Below are 17,964 nucleotides of genomic sequence, written 5' to 3'. Positions count from 1 at the left end.
CGGCCGGTACACGCGCGGACGTGTGTACCGGCCGGGGCGCCCTGGTGTGTACGAGGGGTGAGGTCCCGGCGCACGGAACACCCGCGCGCAACCGGGGGGCCGGAGGGTGTGTACGGGGTGGGTGTCGGCGGTCGGCCCGGGCCGGTCGCGCGCGGGCGGACAGTGGTCCGGCGGCGGGCCGACGGTGCGTTCCGGGAGCAACTCCGCGCTCCGCACCGGGCATTGACGGGCCGGGCAGACAGAGACCCGGCCGTTGGCGACGGGGGATGCACCAACGACCGGGCTACTAGAACGGTAACAAGAGATCGGCGGTTCGCAAATTCGATCTCAAGTATTCGGACAGCGACTTACCTGCGCCTACGGGCAGTTGTGACCGGAGTCACCTGCTGCTCCGTGCGGGTCGTCACTCTCAGCTGAGCGTCACCTGGCGGTTGGTGAGACCGCCACGGGCACGCCGTTCCTCCGGGGTGAGCGGGGCGTCGGCGGCGAGAGCTGCCGCGAGGCGCTCCGCGAACTCGGCCGCGGGCTTCTCGCACTCCTCCGCGCTCATCGCGCTCGGCAGGTCCCAGACCGGGACCGTCAGCCCGTGCGCCCGGAACGACCCGACCAGCCTGGTGTCGGCGCCGAGCGAGGAGGTGCCCGCGGCGTGCAGCCGGGCCAGGGCGTCGAGGAGTTGCTCCTCGGGGTGGAGCATCACCCAGCGCAGGTGGTTCTTCTCGGGGGTCTCGCACCAGTACGCGGAGTCCACCGAGGTGAGCCGCACGGTGGGGATGGCCGCCTCGTTCGCCCGCTCCAGCGAGGCGGAGACCTCCGGCGTGGCGTTCTCCGAGCCGGGCACCCAGAACTCGAACCCGGTGTGGACGACCGGCTCGAAGGAGCCGCTCGGGTCCAACAGGTCCTGCAGCCGGGGTCCGTCGGGCTCGGCCTTCCGGCCGGCGACCGGGTTGCCGGGCTCGGCGGCCAGTGCCCGGGTGAGGGTGTCGGCCAGGTCGCGGCTGAGGTCACCGGACGGGGTGTCGTTCTGCAGACCGAGCAGGACGGAGCCGTCGTCACGCCGCAACGCGGGCCAGGCCATCGGCAGGACGGTAGCGAGGGTCACGGACGGCACGCCGTCGGGCAGCCCGTCCTTGAGGGTGAGCTCCACGGTCGCTGCGGGCACCAGCTCGCGCAGCGCGACCCAGTCCCCCTCGCCGGGCAGCCCTTCGAAGGGGCGCTGCACCAGCTCGGCCACTGCGTGGGCGGCGGCCCGGCCGTGGCAGGCCTTGTAACGGCGCCCGGAGCCGCAGGGGCAGGGCTCACGGGCCCCGACCACGGGGACGTGCTCAGCGGCGCCGGCGGAGCGGGCCCCGTTGGTTCCGTGAGGGGCCTTCGTCTGAGGACGCTTCTTCGCCATGGTGCGGCTCTCTCCCGACTGCGCTGGACCTGTGTCTGGCGCGAGCCTATGGGATGTCCGGCCGTTCGCGCGGGGGCTCACGGGACCCGGCCCGCCGCTGCGCGCCCGTACGGTGTCCACCGGTGCGGATTTCCGCCTCTGCGGGGGCGTCCGTCCGTACGGCGCCCGTACGGCGCCCGTCCGTGGGGAGCCGCGCCCGCAGGGAGCCCGGCACGGGGGGCCGCTCCTGCGGGGTTGCCCGTACGCGGCGCCGGATCAGTCGACTCCGCCGGATCAGTCGATTCCGTCGAAGACGTCGGAGACCGAGACCCCCGGGAACTCCGAGACGTCCGTGAACTCCGCGAAGCCCGGGGCCGGGTAGCCCGCCCCGCCGGCGGGGCACTCCTCGCGGTGCGCCCCGGTGACGAGCACCCAGACGGTCACCTCGCCCGACGCGCTGTCCCGTACGCCCCACTCCTGGGCCAGCGCGCTGATGATGTTGAGCCCGCGGCCACCTCGCGCCGTGACCGAGGGAGTGGCCGGAACCGGTCGGGTCGGACCGCCCCCGTCCGTCACTTCAACGGTCAGTCTGCCTGCCTTGTCCACGCGCCAAGCGGCGCGGACGTCACCGTCGCCGATCTCCGCCCGGCCCAGCGGCCTGCCGTGCCGGCAGGCGTTGCTGAGCAGTTCGGAAAGGATCAGTACGGCGTCGTCGACGACCGAGTCGGACACCCCGTTCCTGCGCAGCTGATCGCGCATACGGTGTCGTGCTTCCCCCACGCCCGCAGGGCCATGAGGTACGGCCATGCTCGACGACGCGGGCACTTCTTGTGCCACCACCAACGCCACCCCCGAGACCTCCTTTGCCCCCACGCCATCGATTGGATGCCCCAGCGCACTGGACCGGAAACCGGCCAAAGGGGGCCCGGTGACGCACTCGACGTGCTCGAATACGGACCGAACGCGCCGGTGCACTCCCTGTGACCGCATTAATGCGGATGGGGACCGACTTAGGGGGCGTGGGTGACTGAACCACTACTAAGCGGGGCTAAAGGCGACCGAGTTGAGACAGAACCTGTTTCGGGCGGTTGGTGATGATTGCGTCCACGCCAAGCTCGGCGCAGAGCGCCACATCCCCGGGTTCGTTCACGGTCCACACATGTACCTGGTGGCCGGCCCGGTGCAGCCGTTCCACATAACCGGGGTGGTTGCGCAGGATCCGCATGCCGGGCCCCGCGATCCCGGCACCGGCGGGCAGCCGGCCGTCGCGCAGCCGCGGTGAGAGGAACTGCAGCAGATAGACGGTGGGAATGGCCGGGGCGGCAGCGGCGACCCGGTGCAGCGAACGGGCCGAGAAGCTCATGATCCGCACGGGTGACGAGGCGCCCGGCGCCGGGGCGTCCAGGCCGAAACGAGCCAGCGACGCGAGCAGCTTCTCCTCCACCTGGCCCGCCCACCGGGTGGGGTGCTTGGTCTCGATCGCCAGCTCCACCCGGCGGCCCGAGTCGGCGACGAGCTCCAGGAGCCGGTCCAGGGTGAGCACGGACGTACTCTCCCGGTCCCAGTCCGGCGACTCCTCCGGATCCTTCCAGGCCCGCCAGGATCCGAAGTCCAGGGCGGCGAGATCGGACAGCTCCAGTGCGGAGACCGCGCCGCGGCCGTCGGACGTCCGGTTCACCCGGCGGTCGTGCACACAGACGAGATGGCCGTCGGCGGTGAGCCGCACATCGCATTCGAGAGCGTCGGCCCCGTCCTCGATGGCGCGCATGTACGCGGCGAGGGTGTGCTCGGGGGCGTCCTCGGAAGCCCCCCGGTGAGCGACGACCTGGATGCTGTGCTGTCGTACGTGGGTCACCGCGTCATGGTGTCACCGTGGCGGGGCAGGCGAACACAGGAGAGCGCGGGCAGGTGTGTGATGGTGCACGCTTCTCCGTTTTCTTCTCATCGGACTTCTTCTCATCCGAAATAAAGGATGCGCGCGAAGCGGGCGGGGAGAAGCCTTGAGGACCAGTGGAGAACCGAGTAGACAGCGACGTGGGCGACTCAGTGGGCCGGCCCGGAAGGGCAGCACCGCAAGAGGACGCACAGCTCCCGCTTACAGTGCCCCGACGTGCTGTGGGAAAAGCTGTCCGCAGACACTTGCACAGCGGGACTCTGACCGAGACGACGTGGAACCGAGGAGAAAGAGCTGTGAGCACCGAGAACGAGGGCACGGCGGCCGAGACCGCACCACCCGCCCCGTCCGCACCTCCCGTGCCGGTTGCCGCTCCTGAGGGCACGCCCGCTTCCGCCACCGAAGCCACTGCGCAGCTCCCCGGGCCGGTGCCCACCGGCGCGCCCGAGCCCGTCCGGGCCGCGGACGCCGGCTGGCCCCCGCCGCCGCCGTCACTCCCCGCGTACGGGGGCGGCGGCAACGGCGGATACGGGGAAGGCGGCGGCCCCGTGTGGGGTGCGCCCGTACCGGCCCCGCCGGCCGCGCCGAAGAAGCGCGCGGGTGGCCTGATCGCGGCGGTGGTCGTCGCGGCGCTGGTCGCGGGCGGTATCGGCGGCGGCATCGGATACTTCGCCGCCGAGCACAGCGACAACGCGACAGGGTCGACGACCGTGTCCGCGCCGGGCAAGGGCCAGGAGGTCAAGCGCTCGCCGAACACGGTCGCGGGGATCGCGGCCAAGGCGCTGCCGAGCGTGGTGACCATCGAGGCGAAGAGCGGCAACGGCGACGGCGGTACCGGCACCGGCTTCATCTACGACACCCAGGGCCACATCCTCACCAACAACCACGTGGTGGCGGAGGCGGCCGACGGGGGCACCCTGACGGCGACGTTCTCCAACGGCAAGAAGTACGACGCCGAGGTGGTCGGCCGGGCACAGGGCTACGACGTCGCTGTCGTGAAGCTCAAGAACGCTCCGTCCGGGCTGACCCCGCTCGCCCTGGGCAACTCCGACCAGGTGGCCGTCGGCGACTCGACCATCGCGATCGGCGCGCCGTTCGGCCTGTCCAACACGGTGACGACTGGCATCATCAGCGCCAAGAACCGCCCGGTGGCCTCGGGCGACGGCTCGGGCAGCAAGGCCTCGTACATGAGCGCCCTGCAGACCGATGCCTCGATCAACCCGGGCAACTCGGGCGGCCCGCTGCTCGACGACCGCGGGGCGGTCATCGGCATCAACTCGGCCATCCAGTCGGCCAGCAGCGGCAGCCTCGGCGGCAGTGACGCCCAGGCCGGGTCGATCGGCCTGGGCTTCGCCATCCCCATCAGCCAGGCGAAGAACGTCGCGCAGCAGCTGATCAAGACCGGTGAGCCGGTGTACCCGGTGATCGGTGCCACGGTCGCCATGGACGAGCAGGGCAACGGCGCCAAGATCTCCGAGCAGGGCGCGAGCGGCACGGACTCGGTCGCGGCCAACGGCCCGGCGGCCAAGGCCGGTCTGAAGCCCGGCGACGTGATCACCAAGCTCGACGACACGGCGATCGACAGCGGTCCGACCCTGATCGGCACGATCTGGACGCACAAGCCGGGCGACAAGGTGCAGCTCACCTACAAGCGCGGCGGCAAGGAGCACACGGTCGAGGTCACCCTGGGCCAGCGCAAGGGCGACAGCTGACGCGCTAGTCTGTTCCCGCGTCACCCTCAGCGGGGTGACGCGGGGTGGGTTGCCCGAGCGGCCTAAGGGAACGGTCTTGAAAACCGTCGTGGCGAGAGTCACCGTGGGTTCAAATCCCACACCCACCGCAGCAGGTGAAAGGCCCCTGACCAGGTACTCCGGTCGGGGGCCTTTCTCGTGGGTGCCGCCCGGCAGCGACTGACGTGCCGCCCCGCCCTTCCTGGCCGGCCGGCGGGGCGCAGGGGACACGGCCCCTTGGCCGGCGCGGAGCACCGCACCGTGCGAGCGGGCTCACGGCCTACCCCGGCCCTGCAGCCCCCGAGCCCTGGCAGCCCCCGAGCCCTGGCAGCCCCCGGCTGCGGGAGACGGGTGTTCTGTGTCCGTTCGGCCCCACGGGTCTGCCCCCGTGTCCCTGGAATCTTCTCGGCTCTCCGCGTAAGAGTGAAGACTGGTTGACTTGCCTCGATCCTGAAGGAAATGAATATGGCCTCGAACCGGGACGCAGATCGGAAAGCCGGGAAAAAGCCCACGTCTTCACGGGCGCGGGCAGCTTCCGCCGAACCGGCTGTTCCGGGAATCCTCGGTTTGCAGCGCAGCGCCGGGAATGCCGCTGTTGTTCAGATGCTCCGTCAGGCCGGGCTCCCGGCGGCAGAGGATCTGCATCAGCACGGTCCCGGATGCGCTCACCAGCCGGAGGGGCCACAGGTACAGCGCTCCCCGAGCAGCCATGCCGTTGCCCGCTCCCTTCAGGAGGAACGGCACGAACACGGTGCCGGCGGCGGTCATGAAGGCGTGGGGGACACCGGCCCGGTCGACCAGCTGGGCCTGCTCAATGCGGCGATGGCCTCCGCGAGCCGTCCGCTGCCCGCGGCGCTGCGCAAGGAGGCCGAGTCGTTCTACCAGAACGACCTCTCCTCCGCCCGTCTCCACGACAACCCGGTGGCTCAGAGTGCCACTACGGCGATGGGGGCCCAGGCCATGACGGTCGGCACCCACATCTTCATGCCCCCGGCGGCCGTGGGGAACATGTCGCTCATGGGCCACGAACTCGGCCACGTCAACGAGAATCTCAAGGGCGTACGCGAGACCGGCAACAACAACGGCTCCGGGGTCACCGTCACCGACCCCAACCAGAACTCCGAGCAGAAGGCGGAAAGAGACGGGGTCGCCTTCGCCGCAGGTGCGGGAACCGCCCCATCCGTCGTCGCGCAGCGAGCGGTGCTGGACGACACCGTTCAGCGCACCGGACCCGGGGGCGTGGCCGGTGAGGCCGGTGGGGCCGTCCAGCGAAGGGACGAGGAAGCGGCGGGGCTGCGACATGGAGGGCACGAGGGCGGAGCCCACGGCGGTCTTGCCGTGCAGAGGGCCGGACACAGGGACGGGCACAGGGACGGAGGCGGCCGGCAGCGGCGGCCTCAACGCGTACGTGTCTCCTCGCTGCGGCACGCCGAGTACATCCAGTCCCCCTCCTACGGCCAGGCGAGCCGCCGCGGAGGTGGCACGGAAGCACACGCGATTCTGGGCCCGCTCGGATTCTGGGATGTGAACAGCGACGCCAACCCCAGGCTGCCCCCTGCCATTGACGACGCCCGGGACGAGTACCGACACGAGACCTTCATTGCCGGACACATGCTGAACGCGTGTTTCGGCGGTCCTGGCAACAGTTCAAAGAACATCACCATTCTGACGTCGGGTGCGAATTCCAGAATGAAGAGTTTTGACAACCCGATCAAAACGGCCATGCGCTATTTGGGCAGCATATACGACAGGCTCTCCCATCTCTATATGCCGATAGATCAGCTCAGGTTCGGCATCGAAGTACTTGTTCAGCCTGCGGGATATCCGTACGTGTGGGACCGCGACAGCAGCCCAGGAAAGTACATCTCGTCCTACATCAGCTGCCGGGCAACGGTCCGCGGGTCCAGCATGGTTTCGGACTGGATCGAGGATGCTCTGAGGCAGGACCCGTACAACCCGGAATGGCAGGCCGTCAACACTGAGCTCGGCTATGTCCTGAGCTATGTGGACCGGGCGAACATGTCGGACTTGATCGATAACAGCCCGCGCTACGCACTTGTGTGAGGGGAACGCCCGCCCGTACGGGCGGGCGTGACCCTTCGCCTTCACCCGTCACGCATGCGCGGGTGAAGGGGTGCGCGGAAGGCGCAGGTGGCACAGGCAAGGGCCGCGGGGGCGGCTGCATCGTGCGCTCCCCCGGACCCTTCGCGGTGAGAATTGCCGTGGATTCAAATCCCGCCCCCGCCGTTCCCCCGCCGCAGGGGCGGAGCAATTGTGAATCGGAAGGGGCGCTCCCGTTGGCGGGGGCGCCCGTCCCGTGCGGCCTGCGGCAGGTGAATGCCATTCAGCGCCCGTACACGGCCACGAAGTCCCGCGTCGCCTGGTTGTAGTAGCGCTCCGGCGGGTTCTCGAAGTCGAGGATGTTCGTCGGCTTCGGGTCGGTGGGGTCCGTCCTGCTGTCGTAACTCATGAAGGACGGCCAGGCGCGGTTCATGTCCAGCGGCATCGCGCGCACCGCACCGGCACGCTGCATCAGGTCGGCGAGCGTGTGGGCCGTCAGGGCCTGGCCGACGATCATGATGATGTCCCCCTTGGCGGTGACGCCGACGCCAGAGCGCGCGACGAACATGGCGCTCTGGTCGGTGGCGCCCCACTTGGAGTCGCTGTCGATGTCCGGGACGACCTTCCCGCCGTCGACCATCAGCTCCAGACACTGGCGTACGCCGACGACGTCCGGTGTCATCCGCACGTCGCGGCCCCAGACGCCCAGCTTGATCGAGCCGTCGCGGTAGAAGACCTCGGACGCGGCGCCGTCGCGGAGCGATCCGGCGGTACGGCCGTTGAGGTAGAAGCCCCCGTTGGAGCCGCCGTCGGTGATCTTGAAGCCGCCGTTCCAGGTGGCGACCAGTCCGGTGCGCTGTCCCTTGGGGATGTTCGGCGGGACGGAGAAGGTGCCGCCGGGCTCCCGTACGCCCGGGTGGAGCTGGAAGCGGGCGTGCTTCGTACTGATCCAGGCAACAGCCGCCTCGTAGGAGGTGTGCTGCGCGTCGGGCCGCACGTACGTCCCCTGCACGATCGGGCGGCCCTTGCTGTCGGTGGCCAGCGTCCGGTAGACGCCTTCGCCCTTGAGCGACGGTGAGACGAGCGGACGCATCGGGGCGCGGAGTGCCACATCGGGGTGGAGGCCGTGCGGGGGCGCCTGGGCCGCCGCGGTCTGGTTCATGCGGGCCTGGGCGTCGGCCGAGAGGGCGCCGCCGACCTTCGGCGGATCGAGGTCGTACTTGATGTTCTCCAGTTTGTCGACCACAACGCCCATCGAGTGCTCGCGGGCCCAGCCTGCGAGACGGGCCGCCGTGCTGTCGTCGCCCGGGTAGGTCAGGGCCCCGCCGACGGACCAGCCGAGGACTCCGGCGCAGACCAGAAGGGCCGCGAGAACCGCACGGGCAGCCTTCCTGCGGGGTAGCAGGCGGCGCTTCCTGGGGCCTGGATCCGTTGCCTGGGACATGACGCTCCTTCACCTGACGCACAGTCATCCGAGGCTCCATCGGAACCCGGCCACGGGAATACGCACAGCCGGGAGGGGCCAACCGGGTGGTGTTCATCTGAAGAACGGCACTTTGTGTGCGTTGCTCCCTATCCGTCCAGAAGCCATCCGCATCATGTGATGAGTACGTAGAACGTCCACCGTAAAAACGGTTCTCGACCAGAGAAATGAGGGGTCGTCATGACCAGCCAGGCCAAGAAGGTGTGGGCCGCCTTCACCACCGCGTTCTTCGCGCTCGTCGCGATGCTCGGATTCTCCGCAGCGGGCAACCGCGCCACCGCTGTCGTCCCTGCCGGTGCTGCCGCTCCGGTCCCCGCCGACCTGACGGGCCGTACCGTCCGTACGACGGGTGTTCCCGCCGTACGACCGGCTCCGGAAGCCGCGGAACCGGCGGCTTCGACCGCTGCGGAACCGGCGCAAGTCGCCTGGTGGGCGCTGCCCAGGGATCGCGCGCTGCCGCCCACCATCAAGCAGCGCATTCGTGCCGAGGCCCATGGCTCCACGCCCAGCACGCGTCACCTTCCGCTCGACTCGGACACCTCGTCGGACGACGCGGTCGCGGACGCCGCAGTCGGCGAAGCGGTTCTTCAGCCGGCCTGATCGTGCGTCCCGGTTCCGGTGCTGTGGGTCCGGTCCAGCCGCTCCGGCTGCAGGGACCGCAAGGACTTCAGGCGCCGTGAGCATGACGCCGACGACAGAGGCGGTACGGGCCGCGAAGGCGGTACGGGTCGCGAGGCGGTGCGGATCACGAGGCAGGACGGGTCGTGAAGGCGGTACGGGTCACGGAGTCTCTTCGTGTCACGGAGGCCCCTACGACTCGGCAAAGGCCTTTGGATCTCGAAGCCGTAGCGACGGAACAGGCCACGCAGGCCGTGTGAGCCACAGAGGCCACAGAGACCATGTGAGCCACAGAGGCCATGTGAGCCACAGAGACCGTGCGAGCTACAGAGGCCGTGCGAGCCACACTGGCCGCTCAGGTCACACAAGCCACACATGTCACTCGCACCGACCAGGCCGCATTGATCACGCGGGCCGCATCGGTCATGGGGCAGGCATCGTCAGGCGGGCTGCCGATGCGATGGTGGCGCGGGATTCATGCTCGGTGAGTCCGGTACGGACGGCCGCGCGGACAAGCTGCTCGGCGAGCTGGTCGCCGAAGCCGTTCTCGTAGGCGCGGCAGGCGGCCCAGAAAAGACGGGTGTTGCGCTGCCCCTCATGGGCGGCGAGTACGAAGTGGACCAGGCCGTGGCCTTGAACGGGCCGGCCGGTGGAGTGCGGCGAACGCGCGGGAGGCGTGAGCAGACGGAGCAGAGCACGAGGACAGCGCGCGGGCGCGAGATGCGCCGTGCCGGGTGCGAGGCGGTAGACGCCGTGGACCGTGAGTGAACCGGGCCCCACGAGGTAACCGCCGGCGCCCCGTACGTCGATGCCGGGAGCGAGCCGGCTCGCCGAGTTGGGCACTGCCCTGTCGGGTGGTCCGGTCAGCCAGAGGTGGCTGCCACCGCTCGGAGTGAGCACGGTGACGGTCTCCGGGATCGTGAACAGATGCGTGAGTGCGAGGCGTTGCAGAGCGGCCGTGGAGTCGGTCTCCGCCTTGGTGTCGAGGTCGATGCCGATCAGGTGGTGCGGCGGTCGTCCACAGGCGATGCCGTATCCGGTGGCCCAGGGCGCCTGGGCGAACAGTGCCCGCACGGCCGTGGGGTCGGCCGTGGCGTCGTGGACGCCGTGCCCCGTGCGGCCGCAGGCGCCGCGGCAGCGGGACGGCGTGGGTTCTCCGTGGTGCGGCGAGGGGATCGCCGGGAGCTTGGTGCGGGACAGGGGGATGACGGGGAGCCCGAGCTCGGCGGCGGAGAGCGCATGGGCGAGGGCCAGGGTGGCGGAGTGCCTGTCGGAGGCGGCCATGCGTCCATTCTCGTTCATGCGTTCGAATAAGGAAAGTGGGGCGGAGACGCACTTCGGGCCCATTCCGGGAGAGGTGCAGGAACGCTTCACCTCCTGGGGGGCCCGGATTCCGCCGGGCGGGGGCGGGCGCTGCGCAGGTTCGTGTCGTGATGGGGGTTTATCGACTTAACGTCACGCTTGCGAGGGAATCAGGCCTTCCGGGCTGGTTCAGCGGGGGTGGCGTGGGCAACTCTGATCTCGCGACAGTCGTGAACCACTTACACCGGGGCGGTCGGCCAACCGCCCCGGAAACAGACGCACTTCTGGTTCCTGGAGGAAATGACATGGCACACATCCGTAGCGTTCGCGTCCTTGCCGCCGTCGCCGCCCTGCCCCTGGCAGCGGCCCTCTTCACGGGAGTGGCAACCGCGGACAACGGTGCCGTCGCGGGCAACGGATCCAACGCCAGTGTTGCCGGAGTCGTCGGCAGTGGCGTCGGGCACAACAACAACGGCAACTCGACCACCACGCAGCAGGTCGCCACGGGCTCCGGTGCGTCCAACCAGAACAGCACGGCGAGCGTCAACGGTTCTGCGTTCACGTCGATCGACCAGGCCAACTACACGGTGAATTTCACCCGGCTCTGGTGAGAAGCGGCCCGATGGGGGTCGGGACCGCGGGGGTTGTGTGGGGACGCATGAACGCTGTACGAGGTGAATGACTGTCCGGGCGACGGTGCTGAGGCATCGCCGCCCGGACAGTTCTCTGTTTGCGGTGGGGAAGTGGTGCTGGGCGACGGTCTTGACACCGGGCAGGTTTCTGACGGACAGTCAGAAACCTTGGACCGGACGCCAGGGAGGACGCCGACGTGCACCTCGCCCCGACGGAGCGCCAGTTACGGCTGCGCGCCGAACTCCGTACCTACTTCAGCGACGTGATGCGGGCGGGGCCCGGAGACACCCGCCCACCGGGGGCCGGCGCACATCCAGGAGAGCAGCGGGCGCTGCTGCGGCGCATCGGCTCCGACGGCATGCTGGGGCTCGGCTGGCCCGTCGAGTACGGGGGCAAGGGGCGTGGCCCCGATGAGCAATTCGTCTTCTTCGACGAGGCGTACCGCGCGGGCGCGCCCGTGTCGATGGTCACGCTGAATACCGTCGGGCCGACCCTCATGAAGTACGGGACGCCGGAGCAGAAGGACTACTTCCTGCCGCGCATCCTGACCGGCGAGGTCGTCTTCGCGATCGGTTACAGCGAGCCGTCGGCCGGGACCGACCTCGCCTCCCTGCGGACACGGGCGGTCAGGGACGGTGACGCCTGGGTCGTCGACGGGCAGAAGGTCTTCACGTCCAACGCCCAGAACGCCGACTGGATCTGGCTTGCCTGCCGCACCGATCCGGACGCGCCCAAACACCGCGGCATCTCGATCGTGCTGGTGCCGACCGACGCCGCGGGGTTCTCGTGGACCCCGATCGAGACCGTGGGCGGGCAGACGACGACCGCCACGTACTACGACGGGATCCGGGTGCCTGCCGGGAACCTGGTCGGCGCCGAGAACGCGGGCTGGGAGCTGATCACCAACCAGCTCAACCATGAGCGCGTGGCGCTCGCCGCGATCGGAATGCAGGCGGAGGACTCCTACACGGAGGTTCTGGAGTACGCCCGCACGCCTGACCCGGACACCGGCGTACGCCCGGCCGACCGCGCATGGGTCAGGGCCCGGCTCGCGGAGGTGCACGCCCGGCTCGCGGCCGTGAGATTGCTCAACTGGCGCCTGGTCGGGGACGTCGGAGCCGGGACTCTCGCACCGGGCGACGCAAGTGGGATCAAGTTTCTGGGAACCGAAAGCGCCGTGGAGGTGTATCGGATGTGTCAGGAAATTGCGGGGGAGGCGGCGCTGCTCAGGGCGGGGGCCCCGGGGGCTTTCGGGGGCGGGGAGCTGGAGCGGATGAACAGGGCGGCGCAGATCAACACGTTCGGGGGCGGCGTGAGCGAGGTGCAGCGGGAGATCGTCGCGACGATGCGACTCGGGATGAGGAGCCGGAAGAGGTGAGCGGTGAGGTGGATAGGGAAGGGGCGCTGAGCAGGGCGGCAGCGGTGAGCAGGGAGGCAGTGGCCTGCGGGGAGGCGGCAGGGGGGAGCCCGGTCCGGGAGGCGGCGGCCGGAAGCGAGGGGGCGGTTGCGGCCGTGGGGAGCAGGCGGGATCCGCTGTACGAGCGGCTGAAGGCGTACGAGGGGCGCCCCGCCGCGGTCTCGGGGGTCGGGAAGGACCCGGTCAATGAGGCGATGATCAGGCACTGGTGCGAGGCGATGGGGGACGGGAGCCCGGCCTATCCGGCTGTCGCGCCCCCCACCATGCTCCAGGCCTGGACAATGGGCGGGCTCTCCGGGCACTCGGGCAGGACCTCCGCCTACGACGAGCTGTTCGCCCTGCTGGACAGCGCGGGGTGCACCGCTGTCGTCGCGACCGACTGCGAACAGGAGTATCTGCGGGAGCTGCGGCCCGGGGACCGGATCACTTTCGACGCGGTGATCGAGTCGGTATCCGAGCGCAAGGAGACCGCGCTGGGGTCCGGGTACTTCGTCACCACGCGGATGGATGTCCGGGGCGAGGGGGAGCCGGCCGGGACGCATCGCTTCCGGATCCTGAAGTACGCACCCGGGGTGCGGGCGAAGGCGCCGGCTGCGTCCGCCGGGGCGGCCGGTGAGATCTCCGGGCGGGCGAGCGGTGGGGCATCGTCCGGCAGCACGGCCGGCGGCAGGTCCGCGGGCGCGGTGCGCGGTACGGAGCCGGGCGGGTCGCCGGACCGGCGGGCGGGAGAGGGCGCCAGGCCGCAGACGGGGCGGCCGCGCCCGGTGGTCAACCGCGACAACGCCGGGTTCTGGGAGGGGGTGGCCCGGCACCAGTTGCTGATCCAGCGGTGCACATCCTGTGCGGCGCTGCGGTTCCCCTGGCTGCCGGGCTGCAACGCGTGCGGGTCACCGCGGTGGGACACCGTCGCGGCGTGCGGGGCCGGGACGGTCTACTCGTACGTGGTCATGCACCATCCCTCCTTCCCGGCGTTCGACCCGCCCTATGCGGTGGGGCTGATCGAGTTGGCCGAGGGCGTGCGCATGGTGAGCAACGTGATCGGGGTGCCGTACGACAAGGTGCGGGTCGGTCTGCCGGTGAGCCTCGAATTCCTGCGCGTGGACGAGGACGTGGAGCTGCCGGTGTTCAGGGGAGGCGAAGGCTGACATGGACTTCACACCGACCGAGGAGCAGGTAGCCGCGCGGGACCTGGCCGCACGGATCTTCGCGGACCTCTCCACGCACGAACGGCTGACGGCGGCCGGAACAGGCACGGATGCCGTGTTGTGGAAGGCCTTGGGCGCTGCGGGGCTGGCGGTGGCGGCGGAGGAGACCGGGCTGCTCGGTCTGGTGCTGCTCCTGGAGGAGCAGGGCAGGACCACGGCACAGGTCCCCTTCACCGCGACCTGTGTGTACGGACTGCTGGCAGTGGCTGCCCATGGCACGGACGAGCAGCGCGGGAGACTGCTGCCCGCGCTGCGGGAGGGCGTGGCGGTCGCGACAGGTTCGTTCCCGGCCCGGGGAGGCGTGCGGGCCGGCCCGGACGGCAGGCTGAGCGGGACTGTCCCGTTCGTTCCGTGGCTGCGGGACGCCACTCTGGTGCTGGTGGCCGACCAGGACCTCGGCCTCTGGCTGGTCCGGGTGGCGGATGCCAGGACCGAGCCGGTGGAGAGCACAGCGCCCTGGTCGGGAGGGCGGCTGATCCTGTCCGGGACACCGGCCGAGACGCTGGGCGGACCGGGCGCGTACCGGCAGGTGCTGGCCGTCGCGCGGGTCGCGTTCGCCGGGCTCCAGGCCGGTGTCTGCGCGGGCTCGCTCGCCCGCGCTGTCTCGTACACCTCGGAGCGGGAGCAGTTCGGCCGGCCTCTCTCCACCAACCAGGGGGTGTTGTTGCGGGCGGCGGACGCGTACATGGACACCGAGGCGATACGGGTCACGGCGTACGAGGCGGCCTGGCGGCACGACGAGGGGCTGCCGTTCGCCACTCATGCGCTGACTGCGGCGTGGTGGGCTTCGGAGGCGGGCAAGCGGGTCGTGCATGCGGGCCAGCATCTGCACGGCGGGCTCGGTTCCGACCTCGAACACCCCGTGCACCGGCACTTCCTCTGGGGGCGGCAGCTCGACGCGTATCTCGGCTGCGGGAGCGAAGTGCTCGACGAATTGGGCTCGTTGCTCGTGGAGGGCGACGGGCAACAGGCCGCGGAGAGAGAGGAGACGGTATGAGGCTCGGCGATGAACTGGCACCGCTGGAGATCCCGGTGACCCGCACGCTGATCGTCGCGGGCGCGATCGCGTCCCGCGACTACCAGGATGTGCACCACGATGCCGCGGCCGCCAGGGAGAAGGGCTCTCCGGACATCTTCATGAACATCCTCACGACCAATGGGCTCGTCGGCAGATACATCACCGACCACTTCGGTCCCGGATGCAGACTGCGCAAGGTCGCGATCCGGCTCGGGGCCCCCAACTACCCGGGGGACACCATGGTGTTGACGGGTACGGTGTCCGCCCTCGACGGCGACGACGCGGAGGTCCGGATCACCGGCACCAATGGAATCGGCCGCCATGTCACCGGCAGCGTGGCCGTCACTGTCCCGGGGGCGGGGAGAGCCACAGGCGGAGAGAAGGACCGGGGAGCAGAGAAGGCCACGGAAGCACCGGAGGCCACGGGAGCAGAGCAGGGCTCGGGAGCAGAGCAGGCCACGGGAGCGAAGCAGGGCTCGGGAGTAGAGCAGGCCGCCCATGCCGAGGGGGCCACGCAGGCCGAGCGGGGGGCGGTTGCGGAGGGCGGTGGGGGCGCCCGCTCCGAGCCCGGAGCGGCTTCCGGGAGCGGGGTGGCGGCGTGACCAGGAGCAGACCTGACTCGCTCGGCGGGAAGGCCGCCATCGCCGGTATCGGGGCGACCGAGTTCTCGAAGAACTCCGGGCGCAGCGAGCTCAAGCTCGCCGTGGAAGCCGTCCACGCCGCGCTCGACGACGCGGGTCTCGCGCCCGGAGACGTGGACGGGCTGGTCACCTTCACCATGGATACCAGCCCAGAGATCACGGTCGCCCAGGCTGCCGGGATCGGGGAGCTGTCCTTCTTCTCCCGCATCCACTACGGGGGCGGTGCCGCCTGTGCCACGGTGCAGCAGGCCGCACTCGCCGTCGCTGCCGGGGTCGCGGACGTGGTCGTCTGCTACCGGGCGTTCAACGAGCGCTCCGGGCGCAGATTCGGCTCGGGGGTCCAGCACAGGGAGCCGTCGGCCGAGGGGGCCGCGCTCGGCTGGGCGCTGCCGTTCGGGCTGCTCACACCGGCTTCATGGGTGGCTATGGCGGCCCGGCGGTATCTCCATACGTACGGCCTCCCGCCCGAGGTGTTCGGCCATGTCGCGGTGGTGGACCGCCGGTATGCGGCGCGCAATCCGGCGGCCTACTTCTACGAGAAGCCGATCACCCTCGCCGAGCACGCCGCCTCGCGGTGGATCGTGGAGCCGCTGCGGCTGCTCGACTGCTGTCAGGAGACCGATGGGGGGCAGGCGATCGTCGTCACCAGTGCTGAGCGCGCCCGTGATCTGCGCCGTCCGCCTGCGGTGATCGTCGCCGCGGCGCAGGGAGCCGGCCGGGCCCAGGAGCAGATGACCAGTTTCTACCGGGACGATCTCAGTGGTCTGCCCGAGATGAGCGTGGTCGCCCGGCAACTCTGGCAGACGTCCGGGCTGCGGCCGTCCGACATCGACGTGGGGATTCTCTACGACCACTTCACGCCGTTCGTCCTGATGCAGCTGGAGGAGTTCGGCTTCTGCGATCCGGGGGAGGCGGCGGCCTTCGTCGCGGAGGACGTGCTTCCGCTCAACACCCATGGGGGCCAGCTCGGGGAGGCCTATCTGCACGGTATGAACGGCATAGCGGAAGCAGTACGGCAGGTGCGCGGTACTTCGGTGAACCAGATATCCGGAGCGGCCACGACACTCGTCACGGCGGGGACCGGCGTACCCACATCCGGGCTCATCCTCGGCACGGACGGCTGACACTGCGGCGTGGGCGTTGGGCGGCCCGGGCCGGCGGGCCGTTCACTGCGCCTATGAAACGACAAAAGGTGTTCTTGTCCCCTGTTCTGGGTGCCGCGGTTCTCCTGGCACTCGCGGCTCCGGCTGCCGATGCCGTAACGGAAATCGTCGCTCCGCCGCCCGGCACGCAGTCGGGCCCTGGCGCCCCGGCGGCCCCCGACAGCCGCTCGGACGCCGGGGCCGATGCCTTGGCCAGTACCCGCGGTGGCGCCCTCAGGGGCACCCGCCCGGACCCGGTGCCAGGTCTCGCCATGGGCCCGGCACCCGGTCCGGCGGCGGATCCCGCGCCCGGTGGCCCGGCGACGGGTCCCGCGCCCGGTGGCACGGCCGGGGCCGGGGATGCCCAGTCCGGTGCAGCGCGGCCCGGGACACCACAGCCCGGGACACCACAGTCGGGGAACGCCCAGTCCGGGACACCACAGTCCGCGACACCACAGTCCGGGAACGCCCAGTCCGGGAGACCGCAGCCCGGGAACGCGCAGCCCGGGGCAACGCACCCCGGGTCAGCCCGCACCGGGCAGGCGGGGCCTGTGACGCCGACGCGGGCCGCGGCCGCCGACACCGACCGGTTCGACGGCTGGGGGTTCGACACCTGTGTCACTCCGTCCCTCGCGACGATGCGTGCCTGGAATTCGTCCCGGTACCGGAGCATCGGCGTCTACTACGGGGGCCGCGGCCGGGGTTGCCCGAACCAGCCCGAGCTGAGCAAGAGCTGGGTGTCGAGCGTCTACGGGATGGGCTGGAAGGTCCTGCCGGTGTTCGTCGGTTCGCAGTCGCCGTGTGTGCAGGCCGAAGGCAAGCGGAAGGTCGCGATCGGCTCCGACCCGGCCGGCCAGGGAGCGGACGAGGGCCGCGATGCGGTCGAGCGGGCCCGGGCGCTCGGGATGGTGGAGGGCACACCGCTCTATCTGGACATGGAGGCGTACGACCAGAACGACAGTGACTGCGCCGCCACCACCCTCTCGTTCGTCCGCTCCTGGGACCGTGAGGTGGAACGGCTCGGGTTCGTCTCCGGCTTCTACAGCAGCGCGGACTCCGGGGTGCAGCAGCTCGGGGACGAGCGCAAGGCGGGCACGTCGGATCTGCCCTCGGTGATGTGGTTCGCCCGCTGGAACGACAAGCCGTCGGTGACCGGGGAGTCGTCCCTGCGCAGCGAGGACTGGTCGCCCCACCTGCGGATCCACCAGTACGCGGGCGATGTGACGGAGGAACACGGCGGACAGGAACTCAGCATCGACCGGAACCGGGTCGACGCGCCTGTGGCCCGTATCGCCGGCCAGTGAATCCGGTCCGCGGATCGTCAGCGGCCTGCCGCTGACGGCCCCGAGTCCGCTGACGGCTCCGGGGCCGGCGAACCCGCAGGGCCGGGCCGTCTTCCCCGGGTGCCCTCCCCGGATTACTCCGCCGGTCCTGCGCCGGAACCCCGA

Annotated in this window: 14 protein-coding genes, 1 tRNA gene and 2 pseudogenes; 11 read left to right on the top strand and 6 right to left on the bottom strand. The window is 70.4% G+C overall.

The genetic code is table 11. The features are described from left to right. Positions 1-409: 409 nt before the first annotated feature. The 3 genes and pseudogenes from OG917_RS16940 to OG917_RS16930 all read right to left on the bottom strand — a co-directional run bounded on the left by OG917_RS16940 (position 410) and on the right by OG917_RS16930 (position 3,227). On the bottom strand, positions 410-1,393 hold the full coding sequence (locus OG917_RS16940) for a DUF5926 family protein (RefSeq protein WP_328318428.1): 984 nt from the start codon (positions 1,391-1,393) through the stop codon (positions 410-412). Positions 1,394-1,666: 273 nt separating this feature from the next. Continuing rightward, positions 1,667-2,309, bottom strand: a pseudogene (locus tag OG917_RS16935) (ATP-binding protein). A gap of 111 nt (positions 2,310-2,420) precedes the next feature. Further along, positions 2,421-3,227, bottom strand: coding sequence for a glycerophosphodiester phosphodiesterase (locus OG917_RS16930; protein ID WP_328318427.1), 807 nt, complete (start codon positions 3,225-3,227; stop codon positions 2,421-2,423). A 335-nt stretch (positions 3,228-3,562) separates the two neighbouring features. Between OG917_RS16930 and OG917_RS16925 the strand changes: the two genes are divergently transcribed. Together OG917_RS16925 and OG917_RS16920 are read left to right on the top strand one after the other, a co-directional pair. Beyond that, entirely contained in the window at positions 3,563-4,978 is a 1,416-nt protein-coding gene (locus OG917_RS16925) for a S1C family serine protease (RefSeq protein WP_328318426.1), read from the top strand. A gap of 43 nt (positions 4,979-5,021) precedes the next feature. Next, a tRNA-Ser gene (locus tag OG917_RS16920) sits at positions 5,022-5,106 on the top strand. A 406-nt stretch (positions 5,107-5,512) separates the two neighbouring features. Here the strand turns inward: OG917_RS16920 and OG917_RS16915 are convergent. Beyond that, the gene (locus OG917_RS16915; protein WP_328318425.1) at positions 5,513-5,764 is read right to left on the bottom strand and encodes a hypothetical protein; all 252 of its coding nucleotides are present in this window, start codon (positions 5,762-5,764) and stop codon (positions 5,513-5,515) included. Positions 5,765-5,770: 6 nt separating this feature from the next. Here OG917_RS16915 and OG917_RS16910 point away from each other — a divergent pair, with 6 nt between their 5' ends. Continuing rightward, positions 5,771-7,060: an eCIS core domain-containing protein gene (locus tag OG917_RS16910; protein WP_328318424.1), complete on the top strand. Its 1,290-nt coding sequence runs from the start codon at positions 5,771-5,773 to the stop codon at positions 7,058-7,060. A gap of 280 nt (positions 7,061-7,340) precedes the next feature. On the opposite strand, the gene OG917_RS16905 is transcribed toward OG917_RS16910, so the two are convergent. Continuing rightward, positions 7,341-8,501 (bottom strand): phosphodiester glycosidase family protein, encoded by a 1,161-nt coding sequence (locus tag OG917_RS16905; protein WP_328318423.1) that lies wholly within the window; start codon positions 8,499-8,501, stop codon positions 7,341-7,343. 219 nt (positions 8,502-8,720) lie between these two features. Between OG917_RS16905 and OG917_RS16900 the strand changes: the two genes are divergently transcribed. Then, the gene (locus OG917_RS16900; protein WP_328318422.1) at positions 8,721-9,140 is read left to right on the top strand and encodes a DUF6344 domain-containing protein; all 420 of its coding nucleotides are present in this window, start codon (positions 8,721-8,723) and stop codon (positions 9,138-9,140) included. 441 nt (positions 9,141-9,581) lie between these two features. Here the strand turns inward: OG917_RS16900 and OG917_RS16895 are convergent, their stop codons facing one another. Beyond that, positions 9,582-10,442 (bottom strand): bifunctional DNA primase/polymerase, encoded by an 861-nt coding sequence (locus tag OG917_RS16895; protein WP_328318421.1) that lies wholly within the window; start codon positions 10,440-10,442, stop codon positions 9,582-9,584. 323 nt (positions 10,443-10,765) lie between these two features. Between OG917_RS16895 and OG917_RS16890 the strand changes: the two genes are divergently transcribed. From OG917_RS16890 to OG917_RS16860, 7 genes and pseudogenes are all read left to right on the top strand, one after another. Next, positions 10,766-11,071, top strand: a complete 306-nt coding sequence (locus OG917_RS16890; RefSeq protein ID WP_328318419.1) for a hypothetical protein — start codon at positions 10,766-10,768, stop codon at positions 11,069-11,071. 218 nt (positions 11,072-11,289) lie between these two features. Further along, the gene (locus tag OG917_RS16885; RefSeq protein WP_328318418.1) at positions 11,290-12,471 is read left to right on the top strand and encodes an acyl-CoA dehydrogenase family protein; all 1,182 of its coding nucleotides are present in this window, start codon (positions 11,290-11,292) and stop codon (positions 12,469-12,471) included. Between the two features lie 134 nt (positions 12,472-12,605). Continuing rightward, complete coding sequence (locus OG917_RS16880) at positions 12,606-13,655, top strand: bifunctional MaoC family dehydratase N-terminal/OB-fold nucleic acid binding domain-containing protein (RefSeq protein ID WP_328318417.1); 1,050 nt, start codon at positions 12,606-12,608, stop codon at positions 13,653-13,655. A gap of 1 nt (position 13,656) precedes the next feature. Then, positions 13,657-14,712: an acyl-CoA dehydrogenase family protein gene (locus OG917_RS16875; RefSeq protein ID WP_328318415.1), complete on the top strand. Its 1,056-nt coding sequence runs from the start codon at positions 13,657-13,659 to the stop codon at positions 14,710-14,712. Next, positions 14,709-15,095: pseudogene (locus OG917_RS16870) on the top strand (MaoC family dehydratase); the annotation flags it as partial. The gene OG917_RS16875 and the pseudogene OG917_RS16870, both read left to right, overlap by 4 nt. A gap of 236 nt (positions 15,096-15,331) precedes the next feature. Then, complete coding sequence (locus OG917_RS16865; protein ID WP_328318414.1) at positions 15,332-16,498, top strand: lipid-transfer protein; 1,167 nt, start codon at positions 15,332-15,334, stop codon at positions 16,496-16,498. Positions 16,499-17,067: 569 nt separating this feature from the next. Then, the gene (locus OG917_RS16860; RefSeq protein WP_328318413.1) at positions 17,068-17,820 is read left to right on the top strand and encodes a DUF1906 domain-containing protein; all 753 of its coding nucleotides are present in this window, start codon (positions 17,068-17,070) and stop codon (positions 17,818-17,820) included. Positions 17,821-17,964: the final 144 nt, after the last annotated feature.

The organism is Streptomyces sp. NBC_00388, assembly GCF_036061255.1.
Lineage (GTDB): Bacteria > Actinomycetota > Actinomycetes > Streptomycetales > Streptomycetaceae > Streptomyces.
This window is presented reverse-complemented; position numbering and strand designations above follow the sequence as displayed.

What these genes read in the sequence shown, in the direction of transcription:
- OG917_RS16905 (WP_328318423.1), bottom strand. Translation starts at nt 8,501, where the DNA reads ATGTCCCAGGCAACGGATCCAGGCCCCAGGAAGCGCCGCCTGCTACCC.
- OG917_RS16915 (WP_328318425.1), bottom strand. Translation starts at nt 5,764, where the DNA reads ATGACCGCCGCCGGCACCGTGTTCGTGCCGTTCCTCCTGAAGGGAGCG.
- OG917_RS16900 (WP_328318422.1), top strand. Translation starts at nt 8,721, where the DNA reads ATGACCAGCCAGGCCAAGAAGGTGTGGGCCGCCTTCACCACCGCGTTC.
- OG917_RS16895 (WP_328318421.1), bottom strand. Translation starts at nt 10,442, where the DNA reads ATGGCCGCCTCCGACAGGCACTCCGCCACCCTGGCCCTCGCCCATGCG.
- OG917_RS16875 (WP_328318415.1), top strand. Translation starts at nt 13,657, where the DNA reads ATGGACTTCACACCGACCGAGGAGCAGGTAGCCGCGCGGGACCTGGCC.
- OG917_RS16890 (WP_328318419.1), top strand. Translation starts at nt 10,766, where the DNA reads ATGGCACACATCCGTAGCGTTCGCGTCCTTGCCGCCGTCGCCGCCCTG.
- OG917_RS16940 (WP_328318428.1), bottom strand. Translation starts at nt 1,393, where the DNA reads ATGGCGAAGAAGCGTCCTCAGACGAAGGCCCCTCACGGAACCAACGGG.